Below are 26,000 nucleotides of genomic sequence, written 5' to 3'. Positions count from 1 at the left end.
TGTGCCGCGGCGGACACAGGGCACTACAGGGCAACAGAAGGCAGGGGCCGCAGCAGATGGCTGGACTCGCATCGGGGATTCCCCTGGCGGAGCCAAGGACGGGACTTCCCACCGCGGAGACGAGTACCCACCTCGCGGAGTCGGGCGGTGGGGCCAGTCCCGACGTCGCCCTGCTCTACGACATCAACGACCTCTCCAAGGCCGCGCCCCCCTGGTTCGATCGCATCATGGGATTCGTCGGCGAGTACGGGATCATGTTCGGCCTGGTCGCCGTCGGTCTGCTGAGCTGGTGGGCGATGCGCCGCCGCGGTACTGCGGAGGACTCGATCACCGGCGTCGCAGCCCTTGCCTGGGCGCCGCTCGCTGCCGCGTTGGCGATCGTTGTCAACATCCCCATCCGGGGGTTCGTCGAGCGCCCCAGACCCTTCGTGGACCACAAGGACCTGGAAGTTCTCGTCCTGGGCAAGACGGACTACTCGTTCGTCAGTGACCACTCGACCATGGCCATGGCGATCGCCGTCGGGATCTTCCTCGCCCACCGTTCGCTGGGATACGCCGCGCTGGGGCTCGCGCTGGCCGAAGGCTTCCTGCGCGTCTACATGGGCGTGCACTACCCCACGGACGTGATCGGCGGCTTCGCCCTCGGTACGGCGATCACGCTGTTGCTGGCGCCCCTCGCCATGGCACTGCTGACCCCGTTGGTCGGCGCGATCGCCGCATCAAGAGCCGGCTGGCTCGTCCGCTCGCCGCTCCTTGACCGGGACGGCGGACGGGCCGAGGCGCTCGGCATCCCGGAGCCCCGGGCCGAGGGCACCGGAGAGAAGGATCTAGCCGCCTAGGTCTGTGCCCCCTGATCGGTGACGGTCATCGCGATGTGCCCCACGGGCTCATGCGATGGCCGTTCGTCGTATGTGGGTCTTTTGGTCCTGCGCGCAGTGCGGGACGGCCCCGCGGTATACGGGACGGGCAGCACGGGGGCGGTGGGGTCGTACGGGGAGTTCCTAGCGGCGGCCGTTGCGGCTGCGACGTTGGTGGCGGCGGACGATCATCACGGTCGCAGCCCCGGCCACCACTCCCGTACCCATGACGGAGAGCGACGACTCGATGGGGCCGTCCGGCTTCGATGCGCTGGGTGGCGCGGTGTTGGCTTGCTCGGCCGACTCCTGCTCGGCCGCTTCTCGTTCGGCTGACGCGGGCCGGCTGTTCTGCGGGCCGGCCAGGCCGCTCGGAGGGTCGCCACCGGGCGGGGGAGAGGTGGCGGTGCCGCACAGGGGCAGGGCGACGGCGAGAGCGGTGGTCGCGGTGACGGCGGCTATTCGTCCGCCGCGGCTGAGGGAACCCTTCATGCTGGGACGTCCTTGCTGGCTGGTGTCGGCTGCCGGTTGGCTCGGGAGGCGGTTGGCTCGGGGATCGGCATCGGCGGTACAGGGCGTACTGCTGGTGCGCTGGCTGTCGCTGGCTGAGCGGAAGTTCCGTTCGGCGCGGGCGGCTGGAGGGCGTTGGAGCAACACGGAGCCGTCACAGGGCGCGGGGCCGCTGGACTCGTCATCGCGGTGGATGCTCCGGAACCCTTCGGAACGCCGGGAGGGACCTTCTAGGACCAGGGCACCCCGCGCCGGCCCTCATGGCCATTCAGCCGCCGCCGTTCGGGGTAGTGACGTCGGTTCCGGGAACGGGTGGTGCGGGGACAGCCGTCAGAAGGCGTGCGGGAAGTCCAGCAGGCGGTCGGGGTCGTACCGCCGCCTCAGCTCCGTGAGCCGTCCCGTCGCCGGGCCGTAGTAGGCCCGCCGCCAGTCCGTCAGCAGGGGGTCGGTGTAGTTCTGATACGCGGCCCCGGACGCATGGCCGCGCATCGCCCCGTGCGTCCGTTGCAGCCAGGACTGTTCGGCCCGGCCGGAGGTGCCCGCCCGCCAGGAGGCGTTGTACTGCGCCAGTACCCGGGAGCGGCGGTGTACGAAGGCGGTCGACAGCGGCTGTATCCGGTTGATGGCGCCCCCGAGCGCGGTCAGTGAGATGGAGCCCTTGCCCTGTCCGTCCGGAAGCCTCCTGAACGCCTCCGCCGCGTTCAGCAGCGAGCGGATGCCCGCCGCTGGGATCTCGCGGTGGAAGAAGTCGGATGCGGCCGTGTAGGTGGCGCGGTTCAGCGTGCCCTCGCTGCTGCGGCCGGGCACCGAGCCCGGTAGTCGGCATTCGTCGGCGGTGAGGGAGGAGCAGCCCGCGTAGTCGAGCATGGCGTCGAGGTAGTCGCGCGATCGCAGGGAGTCGGAGTCGGCCGGGGAGCCCACTGCGTCCACGAGCCGGTCCACGGCGTTCTGGGTGTCGCCTTTCGTGGCGAGCGAGAACAGGTTGATCGCGCAGGTCGGGTTGCCGCCGCCGGGGTCCGCTGCCAGGAGAGCGGCCGACCAGATCTCGTCCCCTTGGTCCGGGCCCCAGCGCTGCCAGGCCGTGAGCACGGCAGCCGCCTTCGACCAGGGCCACTGGAGGCGGCCGAGGACGACCGGTGGGGCGGGGTGGGTACGGAACTCCAGGGAGGTCACCACGCCGAAGGTTCCGTTGCCCGCGCCGCGCAGCGCCCAGAAGAGGTCCTTCTCGCGTTCGGCGCTGGCGGTCCGCACGGTGCCGTCCGCGGTCACGATGGTTGCTGCCGTGAGGTTGTCGCAGGTCAGCCCGTACGCCCTTGATGCAACGCCATGTCCACCGCCGAGGGTGAGACCGGAGATGCCGACGGAGGGGCAGGAGCCTGCGGGGAGGGTGCGACCGGCTGCGCCCAGGGTTCGGTAGACGTCGATGAGCTGGGCGCCGGCGCCGATGGGGCCGTCGGGGGTGACACGGTTCAGGGTCGACACATCGATGACGAGGCGGCCGTTGCCGGAGGACCAGCCCGCGTAGGAGTGGCCGCCGCTGCGGATGGAGACGGGGACGCGGTGGGCCCTGGCGAAGGCCAGGCACTCCTGGATGTCGGCTTCGCCGCTGACGTAGACGACGGCGGCGGGGCGCTGGTCGTCGAACCGGGTGTTGAAGAGTTGACGCGCGCTTCGGTAGTCGGCGTCGTCCGGGGATATCAGTCGGCCGTCGAGACCGGCGGCCAGGGAACGCCAGTTCCGTGGAGAGCGCGTGGCGGTGGGGGTGGGCGTGCGGGCCGACGGGCTGCCGGGTGTGGTCGGGCGGCTGGCCGAGGGGGAAGGGGGCGGATCGGTGTCTCCTCGACCGCAGGCCGCGGTCGAGGCCAGGGCGACCGCGGTGGTGAGCAGTGCGCGCCGGTCCATCCGACCTCCCCGGGGCGTGGCCTGTCGTCGGGGCAGAGTGTTCCGGTCGGCGGGCTCGATGTCACCGGGTTGTGCGGATCGGGTTGCGAGGGATCGGGAATTCGCCGCCCGGAGTGGCCCGGAGCCGCTTGGCGCGGCGATGCGATGCGACGGATTGGGTCTTCAGGCGCTCGGCACGCTCTCGTCTGCTGGTGCTGGTGCTGGTGCTGGCGTGGGGCGGGGTACGGCGGGGGAGGTACAACCGTGCTCCCGGGCGTCGGTACGGGCGCGGTCGCGCGAGCGGCGGGCCGGACCCGTCCAGCCGCAGACGCAGTGGGCCAGGGCGAAGGAACCGCGCTCGACGGTGGTCGTCTGCCCGTTGCCGGGGTGGTCTTGCTGGGGCACGTCACCACGGTACTGGGGGCGCTTCGGCGGCGGTCCTCGCGTGACGGCGGACCGCGGCACTCGTTAGGCGGGACGGGCTGTGGTCTCGCCCCGAACGCCCTCCAGGGGCCTCAAGCAGTAGAAGCAGCGGTTCCGGTTGTTGGGGGTTGGCAGCGATGGTGGTGCGACAGCACGGGCGGAGCGGCGGGGTGGTCGCGGTCGCCGCCGTACTCGCAGTGGTGACCGTGACCGGTGGCTGCTCGGTCAACGAGGGCGTTGGCAGCGATGGGAGCAGTGCGGATCGCGATCCGGGCCTGGCGAACGCCCAGGGGCACCTTGGCGGAGGCCAGGCGCAGCCGGACCGCTCAGGGACACCCGCCGAGCGCGGGGGCCCGAGCGCCAGCGCACCCGGCGATGGTGACGGGCCATCGGGTGCCGTATCCGATCGGGGCCCCGGGATCGCCGCGGCGGATGCGGTGAGGTCTGCCGCCGATGCGCTGTTGGCGGCGCGGAGCGCTCGGGCGCGCACGTCCATGGAGACGGCGACCGGGGGAACCCGGGTGACGCTCCACGGCGAGGGGCGGTACGACTTCGCCCGTGGGATGGGGCGGCTGACGGTCACGCTCCCGGAGGACCTCGCGGGCGCCGAGGAACACCGTCCCGTGGTCGAGTTGCTGGCGCCGGGGGCGCTCTATATGAAGAACAGGGGTGCCGGGGTGCCCGCCGACAAGTGGGTGCGCATCGACACGTCCACCCTGGCGGACGGCAATCTGGTGACCGGAGGGGCGACCGATCCGCTGACCGCGGCCGAGTTGCTGAGGGGTGCCGGCGAAGTGATCTACCTGGGGGAGAAGGTCTTCGAAGGTGGGGCGGTACGACATTTCCGCGGCAGCACCGACCTCTCGCGGGCGGCCCGGGTGGCGCGGCCCGCCGCGCGTCCGGCGCTGGCGGCTGCGGCGAAAGGGTTCGCCAGGGACCGAGTCGCTTTTGACGTCTACCTGGACGACGAGGGACGCATGCGCAAGGTGCGGCACCGCTTCACCTTCGCCAACGGGGACGGCACGGTCACCGTCACCTCGATCACGGTGCTCGACGGCTTCGGGTTGCCGGTGGCCGTGCGACTGCCAGCTGAACGTGACATTTATGCCGGGAGGATCAGGGGCTAAATGGTCCGGACGTGCCATGCGCGGCGCGTGCATCACTCCCTACGCTAGGAAGCCGGTACCGGCAGGAAGAGGTGAATGCACGTGGCTCCGCCCAGTACGACATTGGTCCAGGACTACGTGGCCCTCGCCGAGATCGAACTGTGCGGCGAGTTGATCATCGCTGCTTCGGCCGCTGATGGGGAGCGGCTCAGTTCGGACCGCATCGACGAGGTACTCAAGGTAGTGACCGAGCGCCCGCCCCACCAGGGGTGATCGCGGGCGGGGTCGGGGCGATGTTGCGCCCCGACCCGTACGCCTGCGGGGCGCGAGCAGGTGGAGGCGAAGCGCTGGCCCGGTCGGCAGGGGGCGGAGTCGCTCAGGTGCGCAGCAGTCGGGCGATGGCCTTGGTGGCTTCTTCGACCTTGGCGTCCACTTCGGTGCCGCCCTTGACCGCTGCGTCGGCGACACAGTGGCGCAGGTGCTCCTCCAGCAGTTGGAGGGCGAAGGACTGGAGCGCCTTGGTGGAGGCGGAGACCTGGGTCAGTATGTCGATGCAGTAGACGTCCTCGTCGACCATCCGCTGGAGGCCGCGGACCTGGCCCTCGATCCGGCGCAGCCGCTTGAGGTGCTCGTCCTTCTGGTGGTGGTAGCCGTGCACGCCCCTGTCGTGGTCGGTGAGAGGGGTGGCTTCGGTGACCGGGGGGCCGGCCGCCTCGGTGGTCGTCATCGGGTCCTCCCGTTGGTCCTGGCCGTACTGATCCGCGCCATGCATATCCGAATGGTGCTGACTTAAGAGGGGCGCTATACCCCTCATGGGTATATGGTACCCAATCTCCGAGCGGGAGGTCGGGGCCCATGATCCTCACTGTGCCCGATGGGCGACACTGAAGAACGATGGTTGGCCGTGGCCGGAAGAATGCGCCTAGCATCAGCCTGTCCGAATCCACAGCACCCCGAGGACCCCACGTGCGCTTTCGTCTGACCCCCAGGGAGACGAGCTTCTACGACATGTTCGCCGCGTCGGCGGACAACATCGTCACGGGCTCCAAGCTCCTCATGGAACTGCTCGGGGCCGATGCATCTTCCCGGGCCGAGATCGCGGAACGGATGAGGGCGGCGGAGCACGCGGGCGACGACGCCACCCATGCCATTTTCCACCAGCTGAACTCCTCGTTCATCACGCCCTTCGACCGCGAGGACATCTACAACCTCGCATCCTCCCTCGACGACATCATGGACTTCATGGAGGAGGCCGTCGACCTGGTGGTGCTGTACCAGGTGCAGGAGCTGCCCAAGGGCGTCGAGCAGCAGATCGAGGTGCTGGCGCGTGCGGCTGAGTTGACCGCCGAGGCGATGCCGCACCTGCGGACCATGGAGAACCTCACCGAGTACTGGATCGAGGTCAACCGGCTGGAGAACCAGGCCGACCAGATCCACCGCAAGCTCCTGGCCCAGCTCTTCAACGGCAAGTACGACGCGATGGAGGTGCTGAAGCTCAAGCAGATCGTGGATGTGCTGGAAGAGGCGGCCGACGCCTTCGAGCACGTGGCGAACACCGTGGAGACCATCGCGGTCAAGGAGTCCTGAACCTCGTGGACACCTTCGCTCTGATCGTGACCATCGGTGTCGCGCTCGGATTCACGTACACCAACGGCTTCCACGACTCGGCGAACGCGATCGCCACCTCCGTCTCCACCAGGGCTCTGACGCCGCGCGCCGCGCTGGCGATGGCGGCCGTGATGAACCTGGTGGGCGCGTTCCTCGGGCAGGGCGTCGCCAAGACCGTCAGCGAGGGACTGATCGCCACCCCGCAGGGCAGCAAGGGGATGGGAATCCTCTTCGCCGCACTGATCGGGGCGATCGTCTGGAACCTGGTGACCTGGTACTTCGGTCTGCCGTCCTCGTCCTCGCACGCTTTGTTCGGCGGAATGGTGGGCGCTGCGCTCGCCGGCGGTACGGAGGTGATCTGGTCGGGGGTGCTGGAGAAGGTCGTCATCCCCATGTTCATCTCGCCCGTCGTCGGCCTGGTCGCCGGCTATCTGGTGATGGTCGCGATCATGTGGATCTTCCGGAAGTCCAATCCGCACAAGGCCAAGCGCGGGTTCCGCATCGCCCAGACGGTCTCGGCGGCGGCGATGGCCCTGGGCCACGGCCTCCAGGACGCGCAGAAGACCATGGGCATCGTGGTGATGGCCCTGGTCATCGCGGACGTGGAGGACCAGGGCGACGCGATCCCGGTCTGGGTGAAGATCGCGTGTGCGGTGATGCTCTCGCTCGGGACGTACGCGGGCGGCTGGCGCATCATGCGCACCCTCGGCCGCAAGATCATCGAACTGGACCCGCCGCAGGGCTTCGCGGCGGAGACGACGGGCGCGTCGATCATGTTCGGCTCCGCCTTCCTGTTCCACGCCCCCATCTCGACAACCCATGTGATCACCTCGGCGATCATGGGTGTGGGGGCCACGAAGCGGGTGAACGCGGTCCGCTGGGGGGTCGCCAAGAACATCGTCATGGGGTGGTTCATCACCATGCCCGCGGCAGCCGCGGTGGCGGCGATGAGCTACGGGGTCGTCTACCTCGTCTTCGGCTGAGCCTTGTGAGGGCTCCCACCACTGTCGGTGCCCTCGCCTACAGTCTTCGCCATGGGGCGGACAGACATCACGCACACCGCGGTCCTGCAGGCGATCGAGGAGTTCGACCGGCTCGGTCGGGACACCTTCCTCCAGAAGTACGGCTTCCGACCGGCCCGGAGCTACTTCCTCGTTCATGAAGGTCGGCACTACGACTCCAAGGCGATCTTCGGCGCCGCCCATGGGTTTCTGCCGGGGCTGGCCCCGCTGCGGCCGGATAACTTCTCGGGAGGCGCCCAACACGCTGCCCGACTGCTCCGCGAGCTCGGTTTCACCGTCGTGGGGGAAGATCACGACCCGGTGGAAGCCGAACCGCTGCCCGTTTTGAGCTCCCTCTCCCACGACGAACTCGTCCGGCTGGTGTCCCGACTGAAGGTGAGTCGCGCCAACGGTGCCCCCGCACTCCACCAGCCCATCACCCTGTTGTGGGCCATGGGGCGCGCCCTGCGGGGTGAGGACCGGCTGCTGTCCTGGAGTGAGACGGAAGCCGCGGTGCGCGCGCTGGTTGAGCGGCACGGCGTTCGTGGTGAACGGCCGCGGGTGGACTACCCCGTGGCGGCCCTGAGCCGTGCCGGGCTCTGGGCGTTGCCCGCGCACCAGGATGCGGTGCCGACCGCACACGGTGATGCCGGACTTCGACGGTGGTTCGCAGGGAATCAACCCGTCGGCGGTCTCAGCGAGCCCGTCTACGAACGGTTGCGGCGCTTCGGCGAAACCCGTCTCGCCGTGTTGGAGGTCGTGCTCGGTACCTACTTCGTCGGGCTCGACTGCGAGCCGCTGCTCCGGGATGTCGGCCTCTTCGTCGAGGACCTCGGGCTGGGCGAGGTCGATCCCGCGGTCGTCCGGGCCGCCCAGTACGAGTTGTTGTGCGCACGCGCCGAGGGCCAGGAGGCGGGGAGTCGTGGCAGACGGGTGGAGCGCATTGTCAACAACCCGATCCGGCTGGCGTCCGCACGCATGGCCGTGCTGTATCGCAGCGAGGGCAACTGCGAGCACGTGCACTGCGGTGGTCAGCCGAATGACGTGACCGATGCCGGGCAACCGATACTGGAAGTCGACCACATCGTGGAGATCACCCGCGGCGGGCGGGACCATCCCAGTCAGATGGCGGCCCTGTGCCCCAACTGCCATGCCGTCAAGACACGTGGCAGTACGCGGGAGGCCATGCGGGACGTGCTGTTGGCGAGCACGCGGGAGCGGCATGACCGATTGATGGGCGGGGCTGACGCAGGCCCGGGCGGCGGGGATTCGTAGCGCGGCTGAGTGGGGCCGTGGCGAGGGTTTCGGCACGGTACCCGGTCCCGCTGGCGGTGGCGTGGGGTGCAGGCTTGAGGCCGCTGCGGCGGGGTGCCTGGGGATGCGGATGGGCCCGCCCCGGGGAGTGGGGCGGGCCCGTGTCTTGCGGTGGCACCGCCAGGCAGCACCGCGAGACGGACTGGTGGGGCGGGCTCAGCCGAAGCGGCCCGAGATGTAGTCCTCCGTGGCCTGGACCGAGGGGTTGGCGAAGATCCGCTCGGTTTCGTCTATTTCGATGAGCCTCCCCGGCTGGCCCACCGCTGACAGGTTGAAGAACGCCGTCCGGTCCGAGACCCGCGCCGCCTGCTGCATGTTGTGCGTCACGATCACGATCGTGAAGCGCTCCTTCAGTTCGCCGATCAGATCCTCGATCGCCAGCGTGGAGATGGGGTCAAGCGCCGAGCAGGGCTCGTCCATCAGCAGCACCTGGGGTTCGACCGCGATCGCGCGGGCGATGCACAGCCGCTGCTGCTGGCCGCCCGAGAGGCCCGAGCCGGGCTTGTGGAGGCGGTCCTTGACCTCGTTCCAGAGGTTCGCGCCCCGCAGTGACTTCTCGACGACGTCGGGGAGCTGGCCCTTCTTGACGGAGCCGTTCAGCCGTAGACCCGCCGCCACATTGTCGAAGATCGACATGGTGGGGAAGGGGTTGGGCCGTTGGAAGACCATGCCGACCGTGCGGCGCACCGCGACCGGGTCCACCTGGGCCCCGTACAGGTTCTCGTCGTCCAGGAGCACCTTGCCCTCGACACGTCCGCCGGGGGTGACCTCGTGCATGCGGTTCAGGGTGCGCAAGAAGGTGGACTTGCCGCAGCCGGAGGGGCCGATGAACGCCGTCACCGAGCGGGGCTCCACGGTCATCGAGATGTCCTCGATCGCCTTGTGGGAGCCGTAGTAGGCGGTCAGTCCGCTGACGTCGATTCGCTTGGCCATCTTTGTGTTCACTTCCCGTGGGCCGCTCAGCGGCCGGTCTTCGGTGCCTTCCAGCGGGCGATGCCGCGGGCCACCAGGTTGAGGATCATGACGAAGGCGATCAGGACCAGTGCGGCGGCCCAGGCGCGGTCGTACGACGCCTCGCTGCCGACCCGGTACTGCTCCCAGATGTAGAACGGAAGCGAGGACTGCGCACCTTCGAACGGATTGGTGTTGATCAGCTGGCTGCCGAAGACCAGCAGCATGATCGGGGCGGTCTCGCCGGCGATCCGGGCGATCGCGAGCATCACGCCCGTGGTGATGCCGCCGAGGGCGGTCGGGATGACGACCTTCAGGATCGTTCGCCACTTGGGCACGCCCAGCGCAAGTGCCGCCTCACGCAACTCGTTCGGCACGAGCTTGAGCATCTCCTCCGTGGAGCGCACCACGACGGGCAGCATCAGGATCGCCAGTGCCAGCGCGCCCATCAGCCCCGACGGGCTGAGTTCGAACATCAACATGACCGAGAGGAGGAAGAGGCCCGCCACGATGGACGGGATGCCGGTCATCACGTCGACGAAGAAGGTGACGGCCTTCGCCAGCGCCCCGCCGCCGTACTCGACGAGGTAGACGGCGGTCAGCAGTCCGATCGGTACGGACACCAGGGTGGCGAGTCCGACCTGTTGGAGGGTGCCGACGATGGCGTGGTAGACGCCACCGCCCGCTTCGAAGCCGGGGACGCCCGCCATCGAGTGGGTGAGGAAGTAGCCGTCGAGGACCTTCACGCCCCGGCTGACGGTCACCCAGATCAGCGAGAACAGCGGTACGACGGCCAGGATGAAGCACACCCAGACGACGCTGGTGGCCAGTCGGTCCTTGGCCTGGCGGCGGTTCTCCACCAGGGAGGTCGCCACGTAGGAGAAGGTCAGGAAGAGGAGGGCGGAGACCATCCCCCACTGGATCTTGCTCTGCCAGCCCGCGAGTGCGCCGAGGCCACAGCCCAGGGCGGTGGCGATGGCGGCGAATCCGAGCGGTGCCCAGCGGGGGAGCTTTTGGCCGTTGAGGCTGTCCGGGCTGGGCGGGGCGGGGCTGGCGGGCCGGTCCTGTACTGCGGTGTGGCTCATGCGTTGGCCCCCGAATACTCCTTGCGGCGGGCGATGATCAGCCGCGCCGCGCCGTTGACCAGCAGGGTGAGGACAAACAGCACCAGACCGGATGCGATCAGCGCGTCCCGTCCGAGTTCATTGGCCTCGTCGAACTTCGCCGCGATGTTCTGGGCGAAGGTGCCGCCGCCCGGGTTGAGCAGATGGAGCGAGATCACGAAGCTCGGGGAGAGGACGGTCGCCACCGCCATCGTTTCGCCGAGTGCGCGGCCCAGTCCCAGCATCGAGGCGGAGATGACACCGGAGCGGCCGAAGGGGAGCACCGACATCCGGATGACTTCCCAGCGGGTCGCGCCGAGCGCGAGCGCGGCCTCCTCGTTCATCTTCGGGACCTGGAGGAAGACCTCCCGGCTGACGCTGGTCACGATCGGCAGGATCATGATCGCGAGCAGGATGCCCACGGTGAACAGCGAACGGGCCACCCCGACCTCGGTCTTTTCGAAGAGGTACGTCCAGCCGAAGAAGTCGTCCAGCCAGAGGTTGAGCCCTTCGAGGTAAGGCACGAGGAACAGGGCGCCCCAGATGCCGTAGATGATCGACGGCACGGCGGCCAGCAGATCGACCACGTACGACAGCGGGCCGGCGAGCCGGCGGGGCGCGTAGTGGGAGATGAACAGGGCGATGCCCACTGCGATCGGGACGGCGATCATCATCGCGATCAGTGAGCTGACGACCGTGCCGAAGAGGAGGACCGCGATGCCGAACACGGGCGGGTTCCCGGCCGGGTTCCAGTCGAAGGTGGTGAAGAAGTTGCCCTCGTCCTTCGAGATGGCGATGGCCGCGCGATAGGTCAGGAACGCGGCGATCGACGCCATGACGAGCAGCAGCAGGATGCCCGAGCCGCGGGAGAGGCCCAGGAAGATCTTGTCGCCCGCCCGCCCGGTGGAGCCGTTCTTCGCGTCGAGGGGGGCGATCGGGGCGAGAGGGGGTGGGGGTGTGTCTATGGGTGTCGTCGATGCCATGGTCTTTCCGGTCTGTGTGGGGGAGTCGCCTGGTGGGGGCTCCCCTGGCGGCGGTGCACCGGATGGGTTTGGTGGGCGGGCTTCTCGGGTTCTGGCGGGGTTCTGGTTCCGGCCGGGCCCGTTCGGCCGGGTTCGGGCCGGGTTTCGGTTCCGGCTTCGGGCCGGTTCCGGTTCAGGCCGGGCTCGGGGTGATCCGCCCGACCGGTGGTCGCTGCCACCGGTCGGGACGGAGCCGGGTCGTGACTACTTCAGGCCCGCCACGGTCTCGCGCACCTTGGCGTTGATCTCGGCGGGGATCGGGGCGTACCCGGCGCTGGACAGGACCTGCTGGCCCTCGTCGCTCGCCGCGTAGGTGAGGAAGGACTTGACCGTGCCGAGCGTCTCGGGCTTGTTGCCGGTGTCGCAGACGACCTCGTAGGTCACCAGGACGATGGGGTAGGCGCCGTCGGCCTTGGTCGCGTAGTCCAGCTCCAGGGCGAGGTCCTTGCCCGTGCCCTTGACCTTGGCGGCGGCGATCGCCTTGGAGGCGTTCGCCGAGGTGGCCTGGACGGGGGCGGCGGCACCGGTGTCGATCTGGACGGTGGGGATCGACTGCGAGGTGGCGTACGACAGCTCGAAGTAGCCGATCGCGCCGTCGACCTGCTTCACCTGTGCTGCGACGCCGGAGGAGCCGGAGGCGGCCTGGCCGCCGGGTGCGGGCCACTTCTTCTCGGCCTCGTACGGCCAGTCGCTCGCGGCTGTGGCGCCGAGGTACTTGCCCAGGTTCTGGGTGGTGCCGGAGTCCTCGGAGCGGTGGAACGCCTGGATCGGCTTGTCCGGGAGGGATGCGCCGTCGTTCAGCTTGGCGATCGCCGGGTCGTTCCACTTCTTGATCTTGCCGTTGAAGATCTTGGCGATCGTGGGGGCGTCCAGGGTCAGATCGTCGACGCCGGAGAGGTTGTAGCCGAGTGCGACGGGTCCGCCGACCATCGGCAGGTTGATGCCCTGGCCGCTCTGGCACGTCTTCTTGGACTCGGCGACCTCCTCCGGCTTCAGGGCCGAGTCGGAGCCGGCGAAGCCCACCGTGCCCTGGTTGAAGGCGACGATGCCCTCACCGGACGACGAGGACTTGTAGTTGATCTCCACGCCCGAGCAGGCCGCCATGTAGTTCTTGACCCAGAGGTCCATGGCGTTCTTCTGCGCGCTGGAACCGGAGGCGAGGAGCTTGCCCTGGGCGCCGTCGCACGCGATGTTCGACGCCGCGCTGGTCTGGCCGCTGTTACCGCCCGTGCTGCCGGAGTTGTCGTCCGAACCACACGCGGTGAGCACCAGGGCGCCGGAGACGGCGAGGGCGCCGAGCGCCGTGGCGCGAAGCCCGTTCTTGCGCTGAAGCTTCACTTTCGGGTGTTCCTTCCAGAGTCCGCCGGGGTGCCGACCGGAGCCGGGTGTCCGCCTGGCGGCGTATGTCGGGGGTGCGAGTGCGCCGGCCTGTTTGCCGGATACCGCGTAAGACCGAAATTAGGCAGATCAGATGAAGCCGCCCATGGGGGTGAGTGAACAGGAGGTGAACCGTGTCGGGCGGCTGGGTGCCCGGGTTCCCGATCCCGCTTCAGGGGTGGTGCGGGTGGTCCGGGAGCATCCGTACACCTGCTGCGACCAGGGATGTTGAGCGGGTGTTCGACGGCGTGGGGGTCAGCGGTCGAGCGGTGCGCGGTCCGCTCGAACGGGCGGTATCGCGGTGCGCACCCGCCCGTTGTTCCGGCGGGATGCGGCAGGTGTTCCGGGCTGCCCGGACCGGAGGGGACCCGTCGCCGAGGCGCGGGCGATTGCTCCATCTGCCTGTTGCCCCACCCTGGTCACCTTCCCCTGACGCCCTTCCCCCGGTGGTGTGTGCCGCCTGCGGTACCCGCTGGCAGGACCCGGTCCCCGCCCCGGGCGCGAGGGGTGTGCGCCTGCGTTCGGGCCCTTTACGCAAAGTAGCGCGCGCCCGCCGGCGAAGCGCCGGAAACACTCGGGTGGGTGATCACTCGATCGAGCGTGAACCAGCGGGGTGTACTGGCAGTACGCTCTAGTTATGCGTACCATCATTCTGAGGGTTGTGGGCACCGCCCTGGTCACGGTCCTGCTGATGTATCCGTTCTGGGCTCCCGGCTGGGGGCGCGGCATCCTCGGTGAAATCGAGAACCAGGGGCCGCTGGGAGCGCTGCTGACCATCGCCGTCTTCTTCGGCCTCGTGGCCCTCTACTGCCGGTCCCTGCAACGGACCCTGGCCCTGCTGCCCCCGACGGCGAGAGCAGCCGCACCGGCATCCGTGTGGTGGATGTTCGCCATCCCCTACAACTTCACCGAGGACTTCTTCATCGTCCGCAACGTCGCCGCCTCACTGGCCGCCGATCCCGCCACCCCGTCCCGGGCGGTCCGGCGCTGGGCGGCCGTCGGATACGGCTGGTGCGCGGCGCAGATCCTCTCCCTCTTCCCCGGAGTGGCCGGGTATCTGGGGGGCGCGGTCGCCCTTGTCCTCTGGGCGGCACACTGGATCATGACGGCCCGGTTCAATCGGCGGCTCGCCCGTCCGCGGTCGCTCGCCCCGCTCGCCCACCACTCCTAGGGAACCCATGCCCCTGCCTCGCTACCACCGGCTCCCGGCCGACACCCGGGCCGCCATCCTCGGCGTCGCCCGCGCCCACTTCGCCCGGGACGGCAAGGAAGCGGCCTCGTTCAACCAGATCATCGCCGAGGCCAACATCTCCAAGACGTCCGCCTACCACTACTTCGACGGGAAGGACGATCTGTTCGGGGAGGTCGTCGCGGATGCTGCGCGGCGGACGCTCGGCGCGCTCGGCCCCTGGACGGACGTCCATGCGGCGGACGAGTTGTGGGAGCAGTTGGCGACCGGAGCCCGGCGGCTGCGGGCCCAACTGCGCGAGCACCCCGACGACAGGGCCGTCCTCGCCGAACAGCAGCGCGTCGGCGGGAGCCAGGACGAGGAAGGGGGCGGTGACGACTGGGTCGGCCAGTTGGTCGCCAACGGTCTGCGGATCGGGGTGATCGATCCCGGGCCGGACGCCCTCCTGGTCGCCACCGCCACCCGCGGGATCTTCGACGTACTCGACCGCTGGGCACTTGATCACCCCGAAGCCTCCGAGCAGTCGGTGACGGAGGCGCTCACCACCCTGCTCGCCCGGCTCTGGGGTGCGCCGCCGCCCGGCTAGGTCACCGCCGGTCTGTCAGGGCAGGTCCGCCAGCAGGGCGTCCAGCACTTCGCGGTCCCGTTCCTGGGTGAGCCGGGCACGCGCCGCGTCCGGAGCGAGCCAGGCGAGGCGGTCGACCTCGCTGTTCGCCGCGAACGTGCCCCCGCGTGCCTCCGCGGCCCAGTAGCGGACCTCTTTGGGGTGTCCGTCGACGAGATAGTGGGCCGTGGGCAGTTCGATCCCGGGCGCACAGTCGCACCCGGTCTCCTCCTTGACCTCGCGCAGTGCGCCGGCGAGCGCGCCCTCACCGCGTTTGAGCTTGCCCTTGGGATGCGACCAGTCATCGTATTTCGGGCGGTGCACCAGACAGACCTCCAAGGTCGCCCGGCCCGACGGGCCGGCTTCCCGGCGCCGCCAGAGCACGCATCCGGCCGCCAGCACCGGCGCGGGTGCTTCCGGCGCCGGCTCCCCGGCCGGTCCGCCCTCGACCCGCCCATTCCTGATCTCTTCGTCAGTCATCGGCCCACCTCCACCGGGCAGCACTTCTGCCACACCTCGTGGAAGGCGAACCGGGCCGCCTCCACCTCATGTCGCTGGTCCGCGTGGAGCACCCCGAGCGCATAGGCGGTGGCCGGCGCGATGCGTGGGGTGCGGGCCGCGGCGGCTGCGGCGCCGGCGGCCTCGGCCGCATCGCGGTGCAGGTCCAACAGCAGACCGGCCCGATGCAGTGGTTGGGGGAGTCCCCGAGCGGCCGGCGCATCACCGTTCGCCGGCGCGAGCACCTCCGCCGCGTACCGGTGCAGCCTCAGCAGGACCCGGACCTGGTGCCACGGGGCGTCCTGGGCGTCCTCGGCCGAGGACGCGGCCAGATCGTTGACGAGGGCGTCCGCGTTGTACGGGTGGCCGGCCCGGGCCAGCGGCAGCAGGGCGACCGCCTGCCCCAACCGCTCCTCGGCCACCTGTGTCATCCCTTCGAGCACTTCGAGGGAGCCGGGTCCGGTCAACAGACCCGGGCTGCCGTTGCGATGGGTCCTGGCGGCGGGGCCCAGCGGGAGTTCCGAGGCGAGCAGCGCCACTGCGTCGGCCACCGCGTGCAGCCGGGCCGATCCCAGGGCCTGGAGCGTGGTGGAGTGCGCCCGGGTCCTGGCGAGGGTCAGTTGACGCTCCAACAGTGCCGCAGCCCGGGCGGCGCCCACCGCCAGCGTCCCCGTGCCGATGGCTCGTTGTGCCTGGCCGCGCGGAGCGGGCACGGTGTCCGTCTGGCCTACATGATCCGTGCGGTCCGGGTGTTGTTGCACGGGCGGGTGCGCGCGGGTCGGCGGGCCGGTGCCCGACAGTCGGCCCAGCGCGGAGTGCAGCCGCTCCAGCCGTGCCGTACAGGCGTGTTCCTGCGCCAGCGTGCCGGAGATCCAGGCCAGTTCCGTACGCAGTCCGTCTGCCCACTCCACGTCCAGGAGCGGGCGGAAGGTGTGCAGGGTGCCGCCGATGCGGCGGGCCGCCGTCCGCAGCGATAGCGCGGCCCGTGCACCTCCGGCAGCACCCGCGGCTTCGCTCCCGGGCTCCCCGTACAGGCGCAGCCCGCGTAGGAAGTCCCCCGCCCGTTCGTGGAGATACGCGGCGAGGAGGTGGCCCCCCGGAGCCTCCCGGTCGGTGGACGCACGGTCCACGGGCGCGGGTCGGGGGGCCGGGGTCGATTCAGTTCTTGACACGCCTGCGCCTCCGCGCATCGATCAACATCTCTTGGACATGCTTCAACGGCTGTCCTTCCGCGTCCGTGGAGTGCCTGGTCCATGCCCCGTCGGGGCCCAGGTGCCAGGACGAGACGGAGTCGGACATGCCGCTCTCCATGAAGCGGGTCAGGGCCGCACGGTGGGCCGGGTCGGTGACCCGTACCAGTGCTTCGATCCGTCGGTCGAGGTTGCGGTGCATCATGTCGGCGCTGCCGAGCCACACTTCGGGCTCTCCGCCGTTGCCGAAGGCGAAGAGACGGGAGTGCTCCAGGAAGCGGCCCAGGACGGACCGCACCCGGATGTTCTCGGAGAGCCCCGCGACCCCGGGTCGGATGGCGCAGATTCCGCGTACCCATATGTCCACGGGGACACCGGCCATGGACGCCCGGTAGCAGGCGTCGATGATGGCCTCGTCCACCATGGAGTTGACCTTGATGCGGACATAGGCGGGCCGGCCGGCGCGGTGGTGCGCGGCCTCCTTGTTTATCCGTGAGACCAGTCCGTCGCGCAGGGACTTGGGGGCGACCAGCAGCCGGCGGTAGGTCTCGCGGCGGGAGTAGCCGGAGAGCCGGTTGAACAGGTCGGACAGGTCGGCGCCGACCTGCGGGTCGGCCGTCAGCAGCCCCAGGTCCTCGTACAGCCGTGCGGTCTTGGGGTGGTAGTTGCCGGTGCCGACGTGGGAGTAGCGCCGCAGGGTGTCGCCCTCCTGGCGCACCACCAGTGAGAGCTTGCAGTGGGTCTTGAGGCCGACGAGTCCGTAGACGACGTGGCAGCCCGATTCCTCCAGCTTGCGCGCCCACTTGATGTTGGCCTGCTCGTCGAAGCGGGCCTTGATCTCGACGAGGACGAGGACCTGCTTGCCGGATTCGGCCGCGTCGATGAGGGCGTCGACTATGGGGGAGTCGCCGGAGGTCCGGTAGAGGGTCTGCTTGATGGCCAGTACGTCGGGGTCCGCCGCAGCCTGTTCGAGGAATGCCTGTACGGAGGTGGAGAAGCTGTCGTACGGGTGGTGCAGCAGGACGTCCCGTTCGCGCAGTGCCATGAATATGTCCGGCGCGGAGGAGGACTCGACCTCGGCCAGGTCCCGGTGGGTGCCCGCGATGAACTTCTGGTACTTCAACTCGGGCCGGTCCTGGGCGGCGATGCCGAACAGTCCGGTCAGGTCGAGCGGGCCGGGCAGCGGATAGACCTCGGCGTCGGTGATCTTGAGCTCGCGGACCAGCAGGTCCAGGACGTAGGGGTCGATCGACTCCTCGACCTCAAGCCGCACCGGAGGGCCGAAGCGCCGCCGCATCAGTTCCTTCTCCAGGGCCTGGAGGAGGTTCTCGGCGTCGTCCTCCTCGACCTCCAGGTCCTCGTTCCTGGTGACCCGGAACATGTGGTGTGCCAGCACCTCCATGCCCGGGAACAGCTCCTCCAGATGGGCCGCGATGACGTCCTCCAGCGGCACGTAGCGCTGGGGGGACGCCTCCAGGAAGCGGGAGAGCAGCGGCGGCACCTTCACCCGGGCGAAGTGCCGGTGTCCGCTGACCGGGTTGCGGACGACGACGGCGAGGTTGAGGGAGAGCCCGGAGATGTACGGGAACGGGTGCGCCGGGTCCACCGCCAGCGGGGTCAGCACCGGGAAGATCTGGTGCCGGAAGAGGGTGAAGAGGCGGGCCTGCTCCTTCTCGGTCAGATCGGGCCACCGGATCAGATGGATGCCCTCGTCGGCCAGGGCGGGGGAGACGTCCTGCTGGAAGGTGGCGGCGTGCCGGGCCATGAGTTCGCGGGAGCGGGTCCAGATCAGGTCGAGGACCTCACGGGGCTGGAGCCCGGACGCGGAACGGGTGGCGACGCCGGTGGCGATGCGGCGCTTGAGGCCGGCGACGCGGACCATGAAGAACTCGTCGAGGTTCGACGCGAAGATGGCGAGGAAGTTAGCCCGTTCGAGTAGCGGGGTCGCCGGGTCCTCTGCCAGTTCCAGTACGCGTTCGTTGAAGGCAAGCCAGCTTCGCTCCCGGTCGAGGAACCGTCCTTGCGGCAGTTCGTCCCCGGAGCCGGTGCGATCGTCCTCTTCGTAGCCGTCGAGGTCCGCATCGAGGTCGGGCTCCAGATCGGAGACCGTGGCTGCGACGGTGTGCGGTCGGTGGGCGGCTATCGAACCGACGGACGGCTGGGGGTGCTGGACCGAGGCATCGGCAGGCTGCTGACTCATGAACCCATTCTTCCGCGTGAAAGGCCCGACAGGCGCGTCGGAGCGGACCGAGATGAGGTGGATTCTCCCGGCCGGCGGTGACGGCACAGAGCGTACGGAGTCAGACGCGGGGCGCTGCATGGGGTGAGGCTCCCAGGGCAGTCTGAATGCCGGGTGACGCCAGGGTGGCCTGTGGGGGCCGGTGAGGTGCCTGGTGGGGGCCTGGGGCGGGGGCGGCGGGGCTCTCGACGGCGGCGGTACGGGCCCGGGCGCCCTGTGAGGGTTCGCTCTGGCGGGGGACACGGTGATGCCCGGTGACATCCGCGGGCCTCGCTCGGCCCGGGCGGCAATCGGAACAGATGTGGCCCTACCCCGGCGGGGTAGGGCCACTGTTTCGCGGGTGACAGGGCTCAGGACTCCGTGCGGTACATCAGGTCCACCTCGTGCGTGGTGAAGCCGAGCCGCTCGTACACCTGGACCGCGGCCTTGTTGTCCGCGTCGACGTACAGCATCGCCGTGGTCAGTTGCTGCGCGGCGAGATGCCGCAGTCCCGTCGCGGTGAGGGCCTTGCCGAGGCCGCCGCCCTGGGCGTCGGGCAGCACTCCGACCACGTACACCTCGCCGAGTTGTTCGGCGGCGTGGACCTTCGTCCAGTGGAAGCCGATGAGCCGGCCTTCGCGTTCGGCGAGGAAGAAGCCCTGTGGGTCGAACCAGGACTCGCTCGTACGGTCGTCGAGGTCGCGCTGGGTGAGGGAGCCCTGCTCGGGGTGGTGGGCGAATGCGGCGGCGTTCACGGCGAGCCAGGCGGCGTCGTCCTGCCCGGGGACGAAGGTGCGCACGGTGACCCCGGGCGGGAACACCGGCTCCGGGATCTCGGAGAGGTCGGTCAGGGGCCGACGCATCTGGCGCAGTTCACGAAAGAGGGTCAGTCCCAGCACCTGGGCCAGGTGTCGGGCGGCTGATTTGCCGCCGTGTGCCCACACCCGGAGCCGTTTGCCGGATGCGGCGAGGAGTGCGTTCCCGAGGGCCCTGCCGTGGCCGCGTCCACGGCGTGAGGGGTGGACGACCAGTTCGGCGGCGGGGGCTTCGACGGGATCGGTGTCCTCCAGTTGTGCGTAGCCCGTCAGTTCTCCGCCGACGGTGAGCAGCAGGTGCGTCACTCCCTCGCGCCTGCCGCCGCGCAGTTGGAGTCGCCCCTGTTCGGAGACGGCCTGGGTGCCGTCGATGGCCGCGGCATCGGCGAGCAGGGTGGATACGGCCTCCGCCTGTTCCTGGGTCAGCTCGTCATGGGTGTGGATCTGGCGGCCGGGCTCCGGGATCACTGCGTCAGTCGTCATGCAAAAAGGGTACGGCGGCTGCCGTGGGCTCCGGCGAGCCACGAGCGTCGGCGGCTGGGCGAGACCTTGTCCGCAGGCGGGCGTGGCCCGGGGCGGGTGCCTGAGCACTGGGTTCGGACCGCCCCGGGGTTGATCGTCCACCGGCTCGTCCGGGCCGGTGGACGACGTCGGGGCGGATCAGCGTCGGGGCGCTGTCCGGTCGAGCTTCGCGGTGCCCTGCGCGGGTCCGCCGACCCCGCAGAACTCGCCCTCTTCGATGTAGGAGGACCAGCCCCAGTCGCCGTTGAGGTTGTAGGCGAGCGTGTGGCTGCCGTCCTCCGTGGTCAGGGCGTGCGACAGGGAGCCCAGCCAGCCGCCGCTGTGGCCCCACAGCTTGATGCCGCAGCTGGTGGTGAAGGTGGCGATGCCCAGGCCGTAGCCGGTGCGGGGGTCGTCGGAGTCCCGGACCGTCGTCTTCATCGCGTTCAGCTGCTTCTTGGACAGCAGCTTGCCGCGCATCAGGGCGCTGTAGAAACGGTTGAGGTCGGCCGTGGTGGAGATGATGTCGCCGTCCGCCCAGGACTGCGAGGCGTTCTGGAGGGTGACGTCGTAGACCTTGGTCGCGGTCGGGTCGTTGGAGAGCAGGGAGTACGCCCTGCTGTGCGGGCCGGGTACGTGGGAGGTGTTCTCGGGCATGGTCGTGCCGTGCAGTCCGAGCGGTCGGATGATGCGTTTCCGGACCTCGTCCTCGTACGTCTTGCCGCCGACGGCCTCGATGATCAGCGCGGACAGGACGTAGTTGGTGTTGGAGTAGCTGAAGCGTGTGCCGGGCTTGAACTCGGGCCGGTGGGACAGGGCGGTCCGCACGGCGAGGTCCGGGGTCACCGTGTCGTAGCGGTGCTTGAGGAAGCCGGGGGCCTCCATGTACTTCTTCACGTACGCGGCGTCCCCGAGGTAGTCGAACAGCCCGCTGGTGTGGTTCAGCAGCTGACGCACGGTGATCTTCCGGCCGTCGTTGCCGTTGCCCCTGACGACCCCGGGCAGATGTCGGTCCACCGTGTCGTCGAGGTCGAGTCTGCCCTCGGCCTCCATCTGGAGCAGCACGGTGGCCACGAAGGTCTTGGTGATGCTCGCGACCCGGAAGCGGTCGTTCACACCGCGCGGTGCGCCCGTGTTGAGGTTGCCGATGCCGGAGGTGCTCCGCCAGGTGCCGTGCTTGTCCCTGGCGCCGGCGACGATCCCGGGGATACCGGCGGCGACCAGGTCGTCCATGGCGCGCTGGGTCTCCGTGTGCCCCTTGGTGGGCGGGGCCTTGTACTCCGATGCCTGGACCGGGGCCGTGAAGGCGGTGGCGGCCAGAGCAACCGCGATCAGGCCCACTACGCCGGTGCGCGTCGTCCGTCGTGCTGTCATGTGTTGCTCCTCGATCGTCCCCTGACGGGGGTTGCGATGGGGGTGACGAGCGTCGGTGCACCGGGCCCGGCCGCTGCGCGGGCGTTTCGGTCGACCTAGCCGCCCTAGCCGATCCCGCCGACCCCAACCGATCCCGCCGACCCCAGCCGACACTGTGGAGGATGACGATGGACAGACATGCATGGGTTGATGCATGTCGTACGGTTGTCTGGATTTCGCCCCCTTGAGGGATATTCAGGACAGGTCGTCGAATCGAAACGGTCTTGTCGAGGGGTGGGAGCGCGCACTGAAGGCGGGCCCTTTCCGGTGGCTGAAAATGGGGCGCCGAAGTGGGTTTGGGGGCCGGCCTCGGCTCGGTGGCCGGCCGAGGTCCCCAACGGTCCGCTCGCTGGCGAATCGACGCGGGTTCGGCGTACTTCGTCAGTCGGGGCTCTTGCTGCCCGAGGCCGCCGCTGGATGGTCGCGCCTGCTCCTGGGCAGTCGGATACGGGTGAAAATTGCAGCTCAGAGGGGCTGTTGGGGCTTTCGCTCAAGAGAGCTGCCCGGTTCGGCGGGAGCTCTTGCGGGGAGGTGGATTCCGTAGAAGGCAATCAGCTCGTAACCCTCAACCCCTGTCGCGCTACGCGCGTTGACTCTAGGCTGCCGCTCGCAGCAGTACCGCCACGGCCGAGTTGCAAGGGGACTAAGGGGACACATGACAGCAAGATCGCGTCAGACGAGACCGCACCGGAACCGGCGCCGCCTGCTCACCGCGGTCGCCGCGCTCACCACGGTCGGCGCACTGGTCGCCGCCGTGCCCGCAGGGGCCAAGGAGCGCGACGATCGACACGGCAAGGGCGGTGGACACGGACACGGCCATGGGCACGGCCGCACGGTGGATGTCCAGTTGCTCTCCTTCAACGACATCCACGGCCATCTGGAGCCGCCGTCCGGTTCCTCCGGGCGTGTCACCCACACCAACCCGGACGGCACCACCCGCACGATCGACGCGGGCGGTGTGGAGTACCTCGCCACCCATCTGCGCGAGGCGCGCAAGGGCAACCAGTACTCCGTCACGGCAGCCGCGGGTGACCTCATCGGTGCCACCCCGCTGCTCTCCGGCCTCTTCCACGACGAGCCCATCGTCGAGGCATTGAACAAGCTGGACCTGGACGTCTCGTCCGTCGGCAACCATGAGTTCGACGAGGGCGCGCGCGAGTTGGCCCGCATCCAGGACGGCGGTTGCCACCCCACCGAGGGCTGCTACGAGCGCGGCAAGAAGTTCAAGGGCGCCGAGTTCCCCTATCTGACCGCGAACGTCACCCATGAGAAGAACGGCCGTCCGCTGCTGGACCCGTACTTCATCTGGGAACGCAAGGGCGTGAAGATCGGCTTCATCGGCGTGACCCTGGAGGGCACTCCGGACATCGTCAACGCCGCGGGCATCAAGGGCCTGAAGTTCGGTGACGAGGCCGAGGCCATCAACAAGTACACCCGCATCCTGGAGCGCAAGGGCGTCAAGTCCATCGTCGCGCTGCTGCACGAGGGCGGTGCCCCCGCTTCGACCTCGTACAACTACAACTGCGACAGCCCCGGCCCCGGTGACGGCATCTCCGGACCGATCGTGGACATCGCCAAGCGGATCAGCCCGCAGGTCGACGCCCTGGTCACCGGCCACACCCACCAGGCGTACGCGTGCACCATCCCCGACCCGGCCGGCAAGCCGCGCACGGTCACGTCGGCCGCCTCCTTCGGTCGGCTGTACACCGACACGACTCTGACGTACGACCGGCGCACCAAGGACATCGTCCGTACGGCGGTCACCTCGGCGAACCACGTCGTCACCCGTGATGTCCCCAAGGCTCCGGACATGACCCAGTTGATCCAGCGCTGGAACGCTCTGGCGGCACCCATCGCGAGCCGTCCGGTCGGCTATATCTCGGCGGACATCGAGAACTCGACCACCCATGAACGGCCGTTGGGCAATCTGATCGCCGATGCCCAACTCGCCGCTTTCGCACCAGCCGACAAGGGCGGGGCACAACTCGCCCTGATGAATCCGGGCGGTATCCGGGCCGGTCTGGTGCACAAGAGCACCGGGACCGAAGGCGACGGTGTGGTGACCTATGGCGAGGCGTTCACCGTCCAGCCGTTCACCAACATGATGAACGTCGTCGATCTGACCGGTGCCCAGTTGATCACCACGCTCCAGCAGCAGGTGAGCGGCACCAACCAGGCCGCCCCGCGGATCCTCCAGGTGTCGAAGGGCTTCACGTACACCCTGGATCTGACGAAGGCGGGTGCGGATCGGATCGTCACCGGCTCGATCAAGCTGAACGGTGAGCCGATCGACCCGGCGAAGACCTACCGGGTGGCGATGAACGAGTTCCTCACCGGTGGCGGTGACGGCTTCTCCGTCCTGAAGGAGCACACCAACAAGCTGGTCGGCGCGTCCGACCTCGATGTGCTGCTCGACTACTTCACGGCGAACTCCAGCGCGGGCACCCCGCTGGCGCCGCCTGCGCTCGGCCGGATCACGGTCGTGCAGTAGTCGCCCGAACGGCAATTGCTTGACAGGTAGTCGCTCGAACGGTCGGGGGCGGTGGGTCCGGGAGGGACCCGCCGCCCCCTTCCGCGTACCGTTTCAGTGCCGTCAGTGCCGTCAGTGCCGTCAGTGCCGTCAACGCCTGCCCGTCGGCACGGCAGCCGTCAGTTCCAGCCGCTGTCCTGTGAAGGACTCCCGCAGTCGGCGATCGTGGGTGACGACCACGAGCGTTCCGTCGTAGTCACGGAGCGCCGACTCCAACTCCTCTACCAGCGCGGGTGAGAGATGGTTGGTCGGTTCGTCGAGCAGCAGCAGATCGGCGGGTGCGGCGAGCACCCGTGCCAATTCCAGTCTGCGCCGCTGGCCGACGGAGAGCGACCGTACGGGGGTGGTGAGGTCCTCGGTGCGGAATAGGCCCATCTCGGTGAGAAGGGCGGCCCGCTCGATGCCGAAGGCGATGGCGAGCGGCCGGGGATCGTCACCGATCGCGATGTTCTGGCGCAGCAGTCCTACGCGATCGGGCCGCTCGACCCGACCGCGGACCGGGCTTAGACGGCCCCCGAGGACGTCGAGGAGGGTGGACTTGCCGGCCCCGTTGGCGCCGGTGACCAGGAGCCGGTCACCCGGTGTCAGGGTGAGGGCGTCCAGATGGAGCCGCCCGGGCACGTCGACCCCGCTCAACTCCACCGGCCGTACTGTCTCGTCCGGCCCGCTGGCGATGCGGGCGGCGAACCGCAGTGGCTCGGGGGGCGGTGGCACCGGATCGGCGGTGAGCCGCTGGATGTGTTCCTTGGCGTTGCGGATGCGACTCATCGCACCGTGGGTGCGGGAGCGGGCCCGGAACTGCCCTGCGCCGCTGAAGGCGTACGGGGCGCTGCGCGGGATGGCGGCGAGCCGGCCGATCGACGACTCGGCGAGTGCCTGGTGCCGGTCGAGGTCCGCGCGCCACTGTTCGTGCTCCCTGATCCAGCGGGCCCGGGCGGCGGCCTTGCCGGTGAGGAAGCCGCGGTAGCCGTTTCCGTACCGCCTCACGGTCTTTCGGTCCGGGTCCACTTCGAGGACGGTGGTGGTGACCCGGTCCAGGAAGGCCCGGTCATGGGTGACGGCGATGACCGTTCCCCGGTGGTTGCGCAGCCGTTCCTCCAGCCAGTGCACCGCCTGGTCGTCGAGGTCGTTGGTGGGCTCGTCGAGCAGTAGCAGTTCGGGTGCCGAGGCCAGGGTGGCGGCGAGGGCGAGCCTGGAGCGCCGGCCTCCGGAGAGGGTGCCCAGGGGGCGGGTGGGGTCGAGGGGTTCGCGTTCGCCGAGGGAGCGGAGTGCGATCGCCACCCGTCGGTCGGCGTCGACGCCGCCGCGCGCTGCGAACTCGGCGGTGGCCCGTTCATAGGCGGCGAGCGCACCGGGCTCGGTGAGCCGGTGTTCCAGTTCTCGGATATGTCGCTCGATGGCGCGCACCTCGGCGAGGGCGAGATCGACGGCGTCGGAGACGAGTGCGGAGTCGGGGAGCTCCAGCGTCTGGGCGAGATGGCCCGTGCCTCCGGGGGAGATGACGGTGACCGAGCCGTTGTCGGGCTCCTCGCGCCGGGCGAGCAGTCGCAGCAGGGTGGATTTCCCCGAGCCGTTCTCGCCGACGATGCCGACGCGTTCACCGGGGCGGACGGTGAGGGAGATACGGTCGAGCACGGTGTGGTCGTCATAGCGCTTGGTGACATCGGTCAGGGTGAGTTGGGCGACTGGGAACAAGCGGTGACTCCTTGGGCTGGACGGCAGGGATGGCGATCGAGAGTGAGAGACGATACGGTTCGTCTCCCGCTCTCACGGTAGATCACCCCAGCGCTTATCGCAAGACGTTACGTCTCGCTGGTCCGGTTCGGTCTGGTCTGGTCCGGTTCGGTCCGGCCAGGTCAGGTCCGTCGGTCAGGCCGCCCACGGCCACGTCG

General features: G+C 69.3%; 23 protein-coding genes. 9 read left to right on the top strand and 14 right to left on the bottom strand.

Features of this window, described 5'->3' with window-relative positions:
* The first annotated feature begins 56 nt into the window (after nt 1–56).
* A complete protein-coding gene (locus OID54_RS17915) occupies nt 57–839 on the top strand; it encodes a phosphatase PAP2 family protein (RefSeq protein ID WP_329020842.1) in 783 nt (260 codons plus the stop codon).
* A 162-nt stretch (nt 840–1,001) separates the two neighbouring features.
* Here the strand turns inward: OID54_RS17915 and OID54_RS17910 are convergent, their stop codons facing one another.
* From OID54_RS17910 to OID54_RS17900, 3 genes are all read right to left on the bottom strand, one after another.
* Complete coding sequence (locus tag OID54_RS17910; RefSeq protein WP_329020840.1) at nt 1,002–1,346, bottom strand: hypothetical protein; 345 nt, start codon at nt 1,344–1,346, stop codon at nt 1,002–1,004.
* A 348-nt stretch (nt 1,347–1,694) separates the two neighbouring features.
* Nucleotides 1,695–3,266 (bottom strand): FAD-binding oxidoreductase, encoded by a 1,572-nt coding sequence (locus tag OID54_RS17905; protein ID WP_329020838.1) that lies wholly within the window; start codon nt 3,264–3,266, stop codon nt 1,695–1,697.
* A gap of 162 nt (nt 3,267–3,428) precedes the next feature.
* A complete protein-coding gene (locus OID54_RS17900) occupies nt 3,429–3,650 on the bottom strand; it encodes a hypothetical protein (protein WP_329020836.1) in 222 nt (73 codons plus the stop codon).
* A 155-nt stretch (nt 3,651–3,805) separates the two neighbouring features.
* Between OID54_RS17900 and OID54_RS17895 the strand changes: the two genes are divergently transcribed.
* On the top strand, nt 3,806–4,795 hold the full coding sequence (locus tag OID54_RS17895; protein ID WP_329020834.1) for a hypothetical protein: 990 nt from the start codon (nt 3,806–3,808) through the stop codon (nt 4,793–4,795).
* A gap of 81 nt (nt 4,796–4,876) precedes the next feature.
* Nucleotides 4,877–5,047, top strand: a complete 171-nt coding sequence (locus OID54_RS17890; protein ID WP_329028032.1) for a hypothetical protein — start codon at nt 4,877–4,879, stop codon at nt 5,045–5,047.
* Between the two features lie 103 nt (nt 5,048–5,150).
* Here the strand turns inward: OID54_RS17890 and OID54_RS17885 are convergent, their stop codons facing one another.
* Nucleotides 5,151–5,501 carry a metal-sensitive transcriptional regulator gene (locus OID54_RS17885; RefSeq protein WP_329027606.1) on the bottom strand — a complete coding sequence of 117 codons (351 nt, stop codon included), beginning with the start codon at nt 5,499–5,501 and terminating at the stop codon, nt 5,151–5,153.
* Between the two features lie 239 nt (nt 5,502–5,740).
* Here OID54_RS17885 and OID54_RS17880 point away from each other — a divergent pair, with 239 nt between their 5' ends.
* Genes OID54_RS17880 through OID54_RS17870 form a run of 3 tightly spaced genes read left to right on the top strand, consistent with a single transcriptional unit; the run spans nt 5,741 to nt 8,658 of the window.
* A complete protein-coding gene (locus OID54_RS17880; protein ID WP_329020832.1) occupies nt 5,741–6,361 on the top strand; it encodes a DUF47 domain-containing protein in 621 nt (206 codons plus the stop codon).
* 5 nt (nt 6,362–6,366) lie between these two features.
* Complete coding sequence (locus OID54_RS17875; protein ID WP_329020830.1) at nt 6,367–7,365, top strand: inorganic phosphate transporter; 999 nt, start codon at nt 6,367–6,369, stop codon at nt 7,363–7,365.
* 51 nt (nt 7,366–7,416) lie between these two features.
* On the top strand, nt 7,417–8,658 hold the full coding sequence (locus tag OID54_RS17870) for an HNH endonuclease (RefSeq protein ID WP_329020828.1): 1,242 nt from the start codon (nt 7,417–7,419) through the stop codon (nt 8,656–8,658).
* 195 nt (nt 8,659–8,853) lie between these two features.
* Here the strand turns inward: OID54_RS17870 and pstB are convergent, their stop codons facing one another.
* The 4 genes from pstB to pstS all read right to left on the bottom strand — a co-directional run bounded on the left by pstB (nt 8,854) and on the right by pstS (nt 13,111).
* Nucleotides 8,854–9,630, bottom strand: coding sequence for a phosphate ABC transporter ATP-binding protein PstB (pstB, locus tag OID54_RS17865; protein WP_329020826.1), 777 nt, complete (start codon nt 9,628–9,630; stop codon nt 8,854–8,856).
* A gap of 26 nt (nt 9,631–9,656) precedes the next feature.
* The gene (gene pstA / locus OID54_RS17860; RefSeq protein WP_329020824.1) at nt 9,657–10,733 is read right to left on the bottom strand and encodes a phosphate ABC transporter permease PstA; all 1,077 of its coding nucleotides are present in this window, start codon (nt 10,731–10,733) and stop codon (nt 9,657–9,659) included.
* Nucleotides 10,730–11,734 carry a phosphate ABC transporter permease subunit PstC gene (gene pstC / locus OID54_RS17855; protein WP_329020822.1) on the bottom strand — a complete coding sequence of 335 codons (1,005 nt, stop codon included), beginning with the start codon at nt 11,732–11,734 and terminating at the stop codon, nt 10,730–10,732. The genes pstA and pstC overlap by 4 nt, the downstream gene beginning before the upstream one ends.
* A gap of 243 nt (nt 11,735–11,977) precedes the next feature.
* A complete protein-coding gene (gene pstS, locus OID54_RS17850; protein ID WP_329020819.1) occupies nt 11,978–13,111 on the bottom strand; it encodes a phosphate ABC transporter substrate-binding protein PstS in 1,134 nt (377 codons plus the stop codon).
* 676 nt (nt 13,112–13,787) lie between these two features.
* Between pstS and OID54_RS17845 the strand changes: the two genes are divergently transcribed.
* Both OID54_RS17845 and OID54_RS17840 read left to right on the top strand, forming a co-directional pair.
* Nucleotides 13,788–14,321 carry a hypothetical protein gene (locus tag OID54_RS17845; protein ID WP_329020817.1) on the top strand — a complete coding sequence of 178 codons (534 nt, stop codon included), beginning with the start codon at nt 13,788–13,790 and terminating at the stop codon, nt 14,319–14,321.
* Between the two features lie 7 nt (nt 14,322–14,328).
* Entirely contained in the window at nt 14,329–14,925 is a 597-nt protein-coding gene (locus OID54_RS17840) for a TetR/AcrR family transcriptional regulator (RefSeq protein WP_329020815.1), read from the top strand.
* A 15-nt stretch (nt 14,926–14,940) separates the two neighbouring features.
* Here the strand turns inward: OID54_RS17840 and OID54_RS17835 are convergent, their stop codons facing one another.
* From OID54_RS17835 to OID54_RS17815, 5 genes are all read right to left on the bottom strand, one after another.
* Complete coding sequence (locus OID54_RS17835) at nt 14,941–15,423, bottom strand: NUDIX hydrolase (RefSeq protein WP_329020813.1); 483 nt, start codon at nt 15,421–15,423, stop codon at nt 14,941–14,943.
* The gene (locus OID54_RS17830) at nt 15,420–16,613 is read right to left on the bottom strand and encodes a CHAD domain-containing protein (RefSeq protein WP_443055614.1); all 1,194 of its coding nucleotides are present in this window, start codon (nt 16,611–16,613) and stop codon (nt 15,420–15,422) included. The genes OID54_RS17835 and OID54_RS17830 overlap by 4 nt, the downstream gene beginning before the upstream one ends.
* On the bottom strand, nt 16,600–18,831 hold the full coding sequence (locus tag OID54_RS17825; protein ID WP_329020811.1) for an RNA degradosome polyphosphate kinase: 2,232 nt from the start codon (nt 18,829–18,831) through the stop codon (nt 16,600–16,602). Before OID54_RS17825 ends, OID54_RS17830 begins: the two co-directional genes overlap by 14 nt.
* 389 nt (nt 18,832–19,220) lie before the next feature.
* Nucleotides 19,221–20,147 (bottom strand): mycothiol synthase, encoded by a 927-nt coding sequence (gene mshD / locus OID54_RS17820; RefSeq protein WP_329020809.1) that lies wholly within the window; start codon nt 20,145–20,147, stop codon nt 19,221–19,223.
* A 177-nt stretch (nt 20,148–20,324) separates the two neighbouring features.
* On the bottom strand, nt 20,325–21,539 hold the full coding sequence (locus OID54_RS17815; protein WP_329020806.1) for a serine hydrolase domain-containing protein: 1,215 nt from the start codon (nt 21,537–21,539) through the stop codon (nt 20,325–20,327).
* Nucleotides 21,540–22,233: 694 nt separating this feature from the next.
* Here OID54_RS17815 and OID54_RS17810 point away from each other — a divergent pair.
* Complete coding sequence (locus OID54_RS17810) at nt 22,234–24,069, top strand: bifunctional metallophosphatase/5'-nucleotidase (protein ID WP_329020804.1); 1,836 nt, start codon at nt 22,234–22,236, stop codon at nt 24,067–24,069.
* 129 nt (nt 24,070–24,198) lie between these two features.
* On the opposite strand, the gene OID54_RS17805 is transcribed toward OID54_RS17810, so the two are convergent.
* Complete coding sequence (locus OID54_RS17805; protein ID WP_329020802.1) at nt 24,199–25,803, bottom strand: ABC-F family ATP-binding cassette domain-containing protein; 1,605 nt, start codon at nt 25,801–25,803, stop codon at nt 24,199–24,201.
* Between the last annotated feature and the right edge of the window lie 197 nt (nt 25,804–26,000).

Origin of the sequence: Streptomyces sp. NBC_00690 (genome assembly GCF_036226685.1) — a bacterium.
Lineage (GTDB): Bacteria > Actinomycetota > Actinomycetes > Streptomycetales > Streptomycetaceae > Streptomyces.
This window is presented reverse-complemented; position numbering and strand designations above follow the sequence as displayed.

Bases quoted from the DNA above. Each gene is read 5' to 3' on its own strand.
- OID54_RS17915 (WP_329020842.1), top strand. From the start codon at position 57: ATGGCTGGACTCGCATCGGGGATTCCCCTGGCGGAGCCAAGGACGGGA.
- OID54_RS17910 (WP_329020840.1), bottom strand. From the start codon at position 1,346: ATGAAGGGTTCCCTCAGCCGCGGCGGACGAATAGCCGCCGTCACCGCG.
- OID54_RS17905 (WP_329020838.1), bottom strand. From the start codon at position 3,266: ATGGACCGGCGCGCACTGCTCACCACCGCGGTCGCCCTGGCCTCGACC.
- OID54_RS17895 (WP_329020834.1), top strand. From the start codon at position 3,806: ATGGTGGTGCGACAGCACGGGCGGAGCGGCGGGGTGGTCGCGGTCGCC.
- OID54_RS17885 (WP_329027606.1), bottom strand. From the start codon at position 5,501: ATGACGACCACCGAGGCGGCCGGCCCCCCGGTCACCGAAGCCACCCCT.
- OID54_RS17870 (WP_329020828.1), top strand. From the start codon at position 7,417: ATGGGGCGGACAGACATCACGCACACCGCGGTCCTGCAGGCGATCGAG.
- pstB (WP_329020826.1), bottom strand. From the start codon at position 9,630: ATGGCCAAGCGAATCGACGTCAGCGGACTGACCGCCTACTACGGCTCC.
- pstA (WP_329020824.1), bottom strand. From the start codon at position 10,733: ATGAGCCACACCGCAGTACAGGACCGGCCCGCCAGCCCCGCCCCGCCC.
- pstC (WP_329020822.1), bottom strand. From the start codon at position 11,734: ATGGCATCGACGACACCCATAGACACACCCCCACCCCCTCTCGCCCCG.
- OID54_RS17845 (WP_329020817.1), top strand. From the start codon at position 13,788: ATGCGTACCATCATTCTGAGGGTTGTGGGCACCGCCCTGGTCACGGTC.
- OID54_RS17840 (WP_329020815.1), top strand. From the start codon at position 14,329: ATGCCCCTGCCTCGCTACCACCGGCTCCCGGCCGACACCCGGGCCGCC.
- OID54_RS17835 (WP_329020813.1), bottom strand. From the start codon at position 15,423: ATGACTGACGAAGAGATCAGGAATGGGCGGGTCGAGGGCGGACCGGCC.
- OID54_RS17825 (WP_329020811.1), bottom strand. From the start codon at position 18,831: ATGAGTCAGCAGCCTGCCGATGCCTCGGTCCAGCACCCCCAGCCGTCC.
- mshD (WP_329020809.1), bottom strand. From the start codon at position 20,147: ATGACGACTGACGCAGTGATCCCGGAGCCCGGCCGCCAGATCCACACC.
- OID54_RS17815 (WP_329020806.1), bottom strand. From the start codon at position 21,539: ATGACAGCACGACGGACGACGCGCACCGGCGTAGTGGGCCTGATCGCG.
- OID54_RS17810 (WP_329020804.1), top strand. From the start codon at position 22,234: ATGACAGCAAGATCGCGTCAGACGAGACCGCACCGGAACCGGCGCCGC.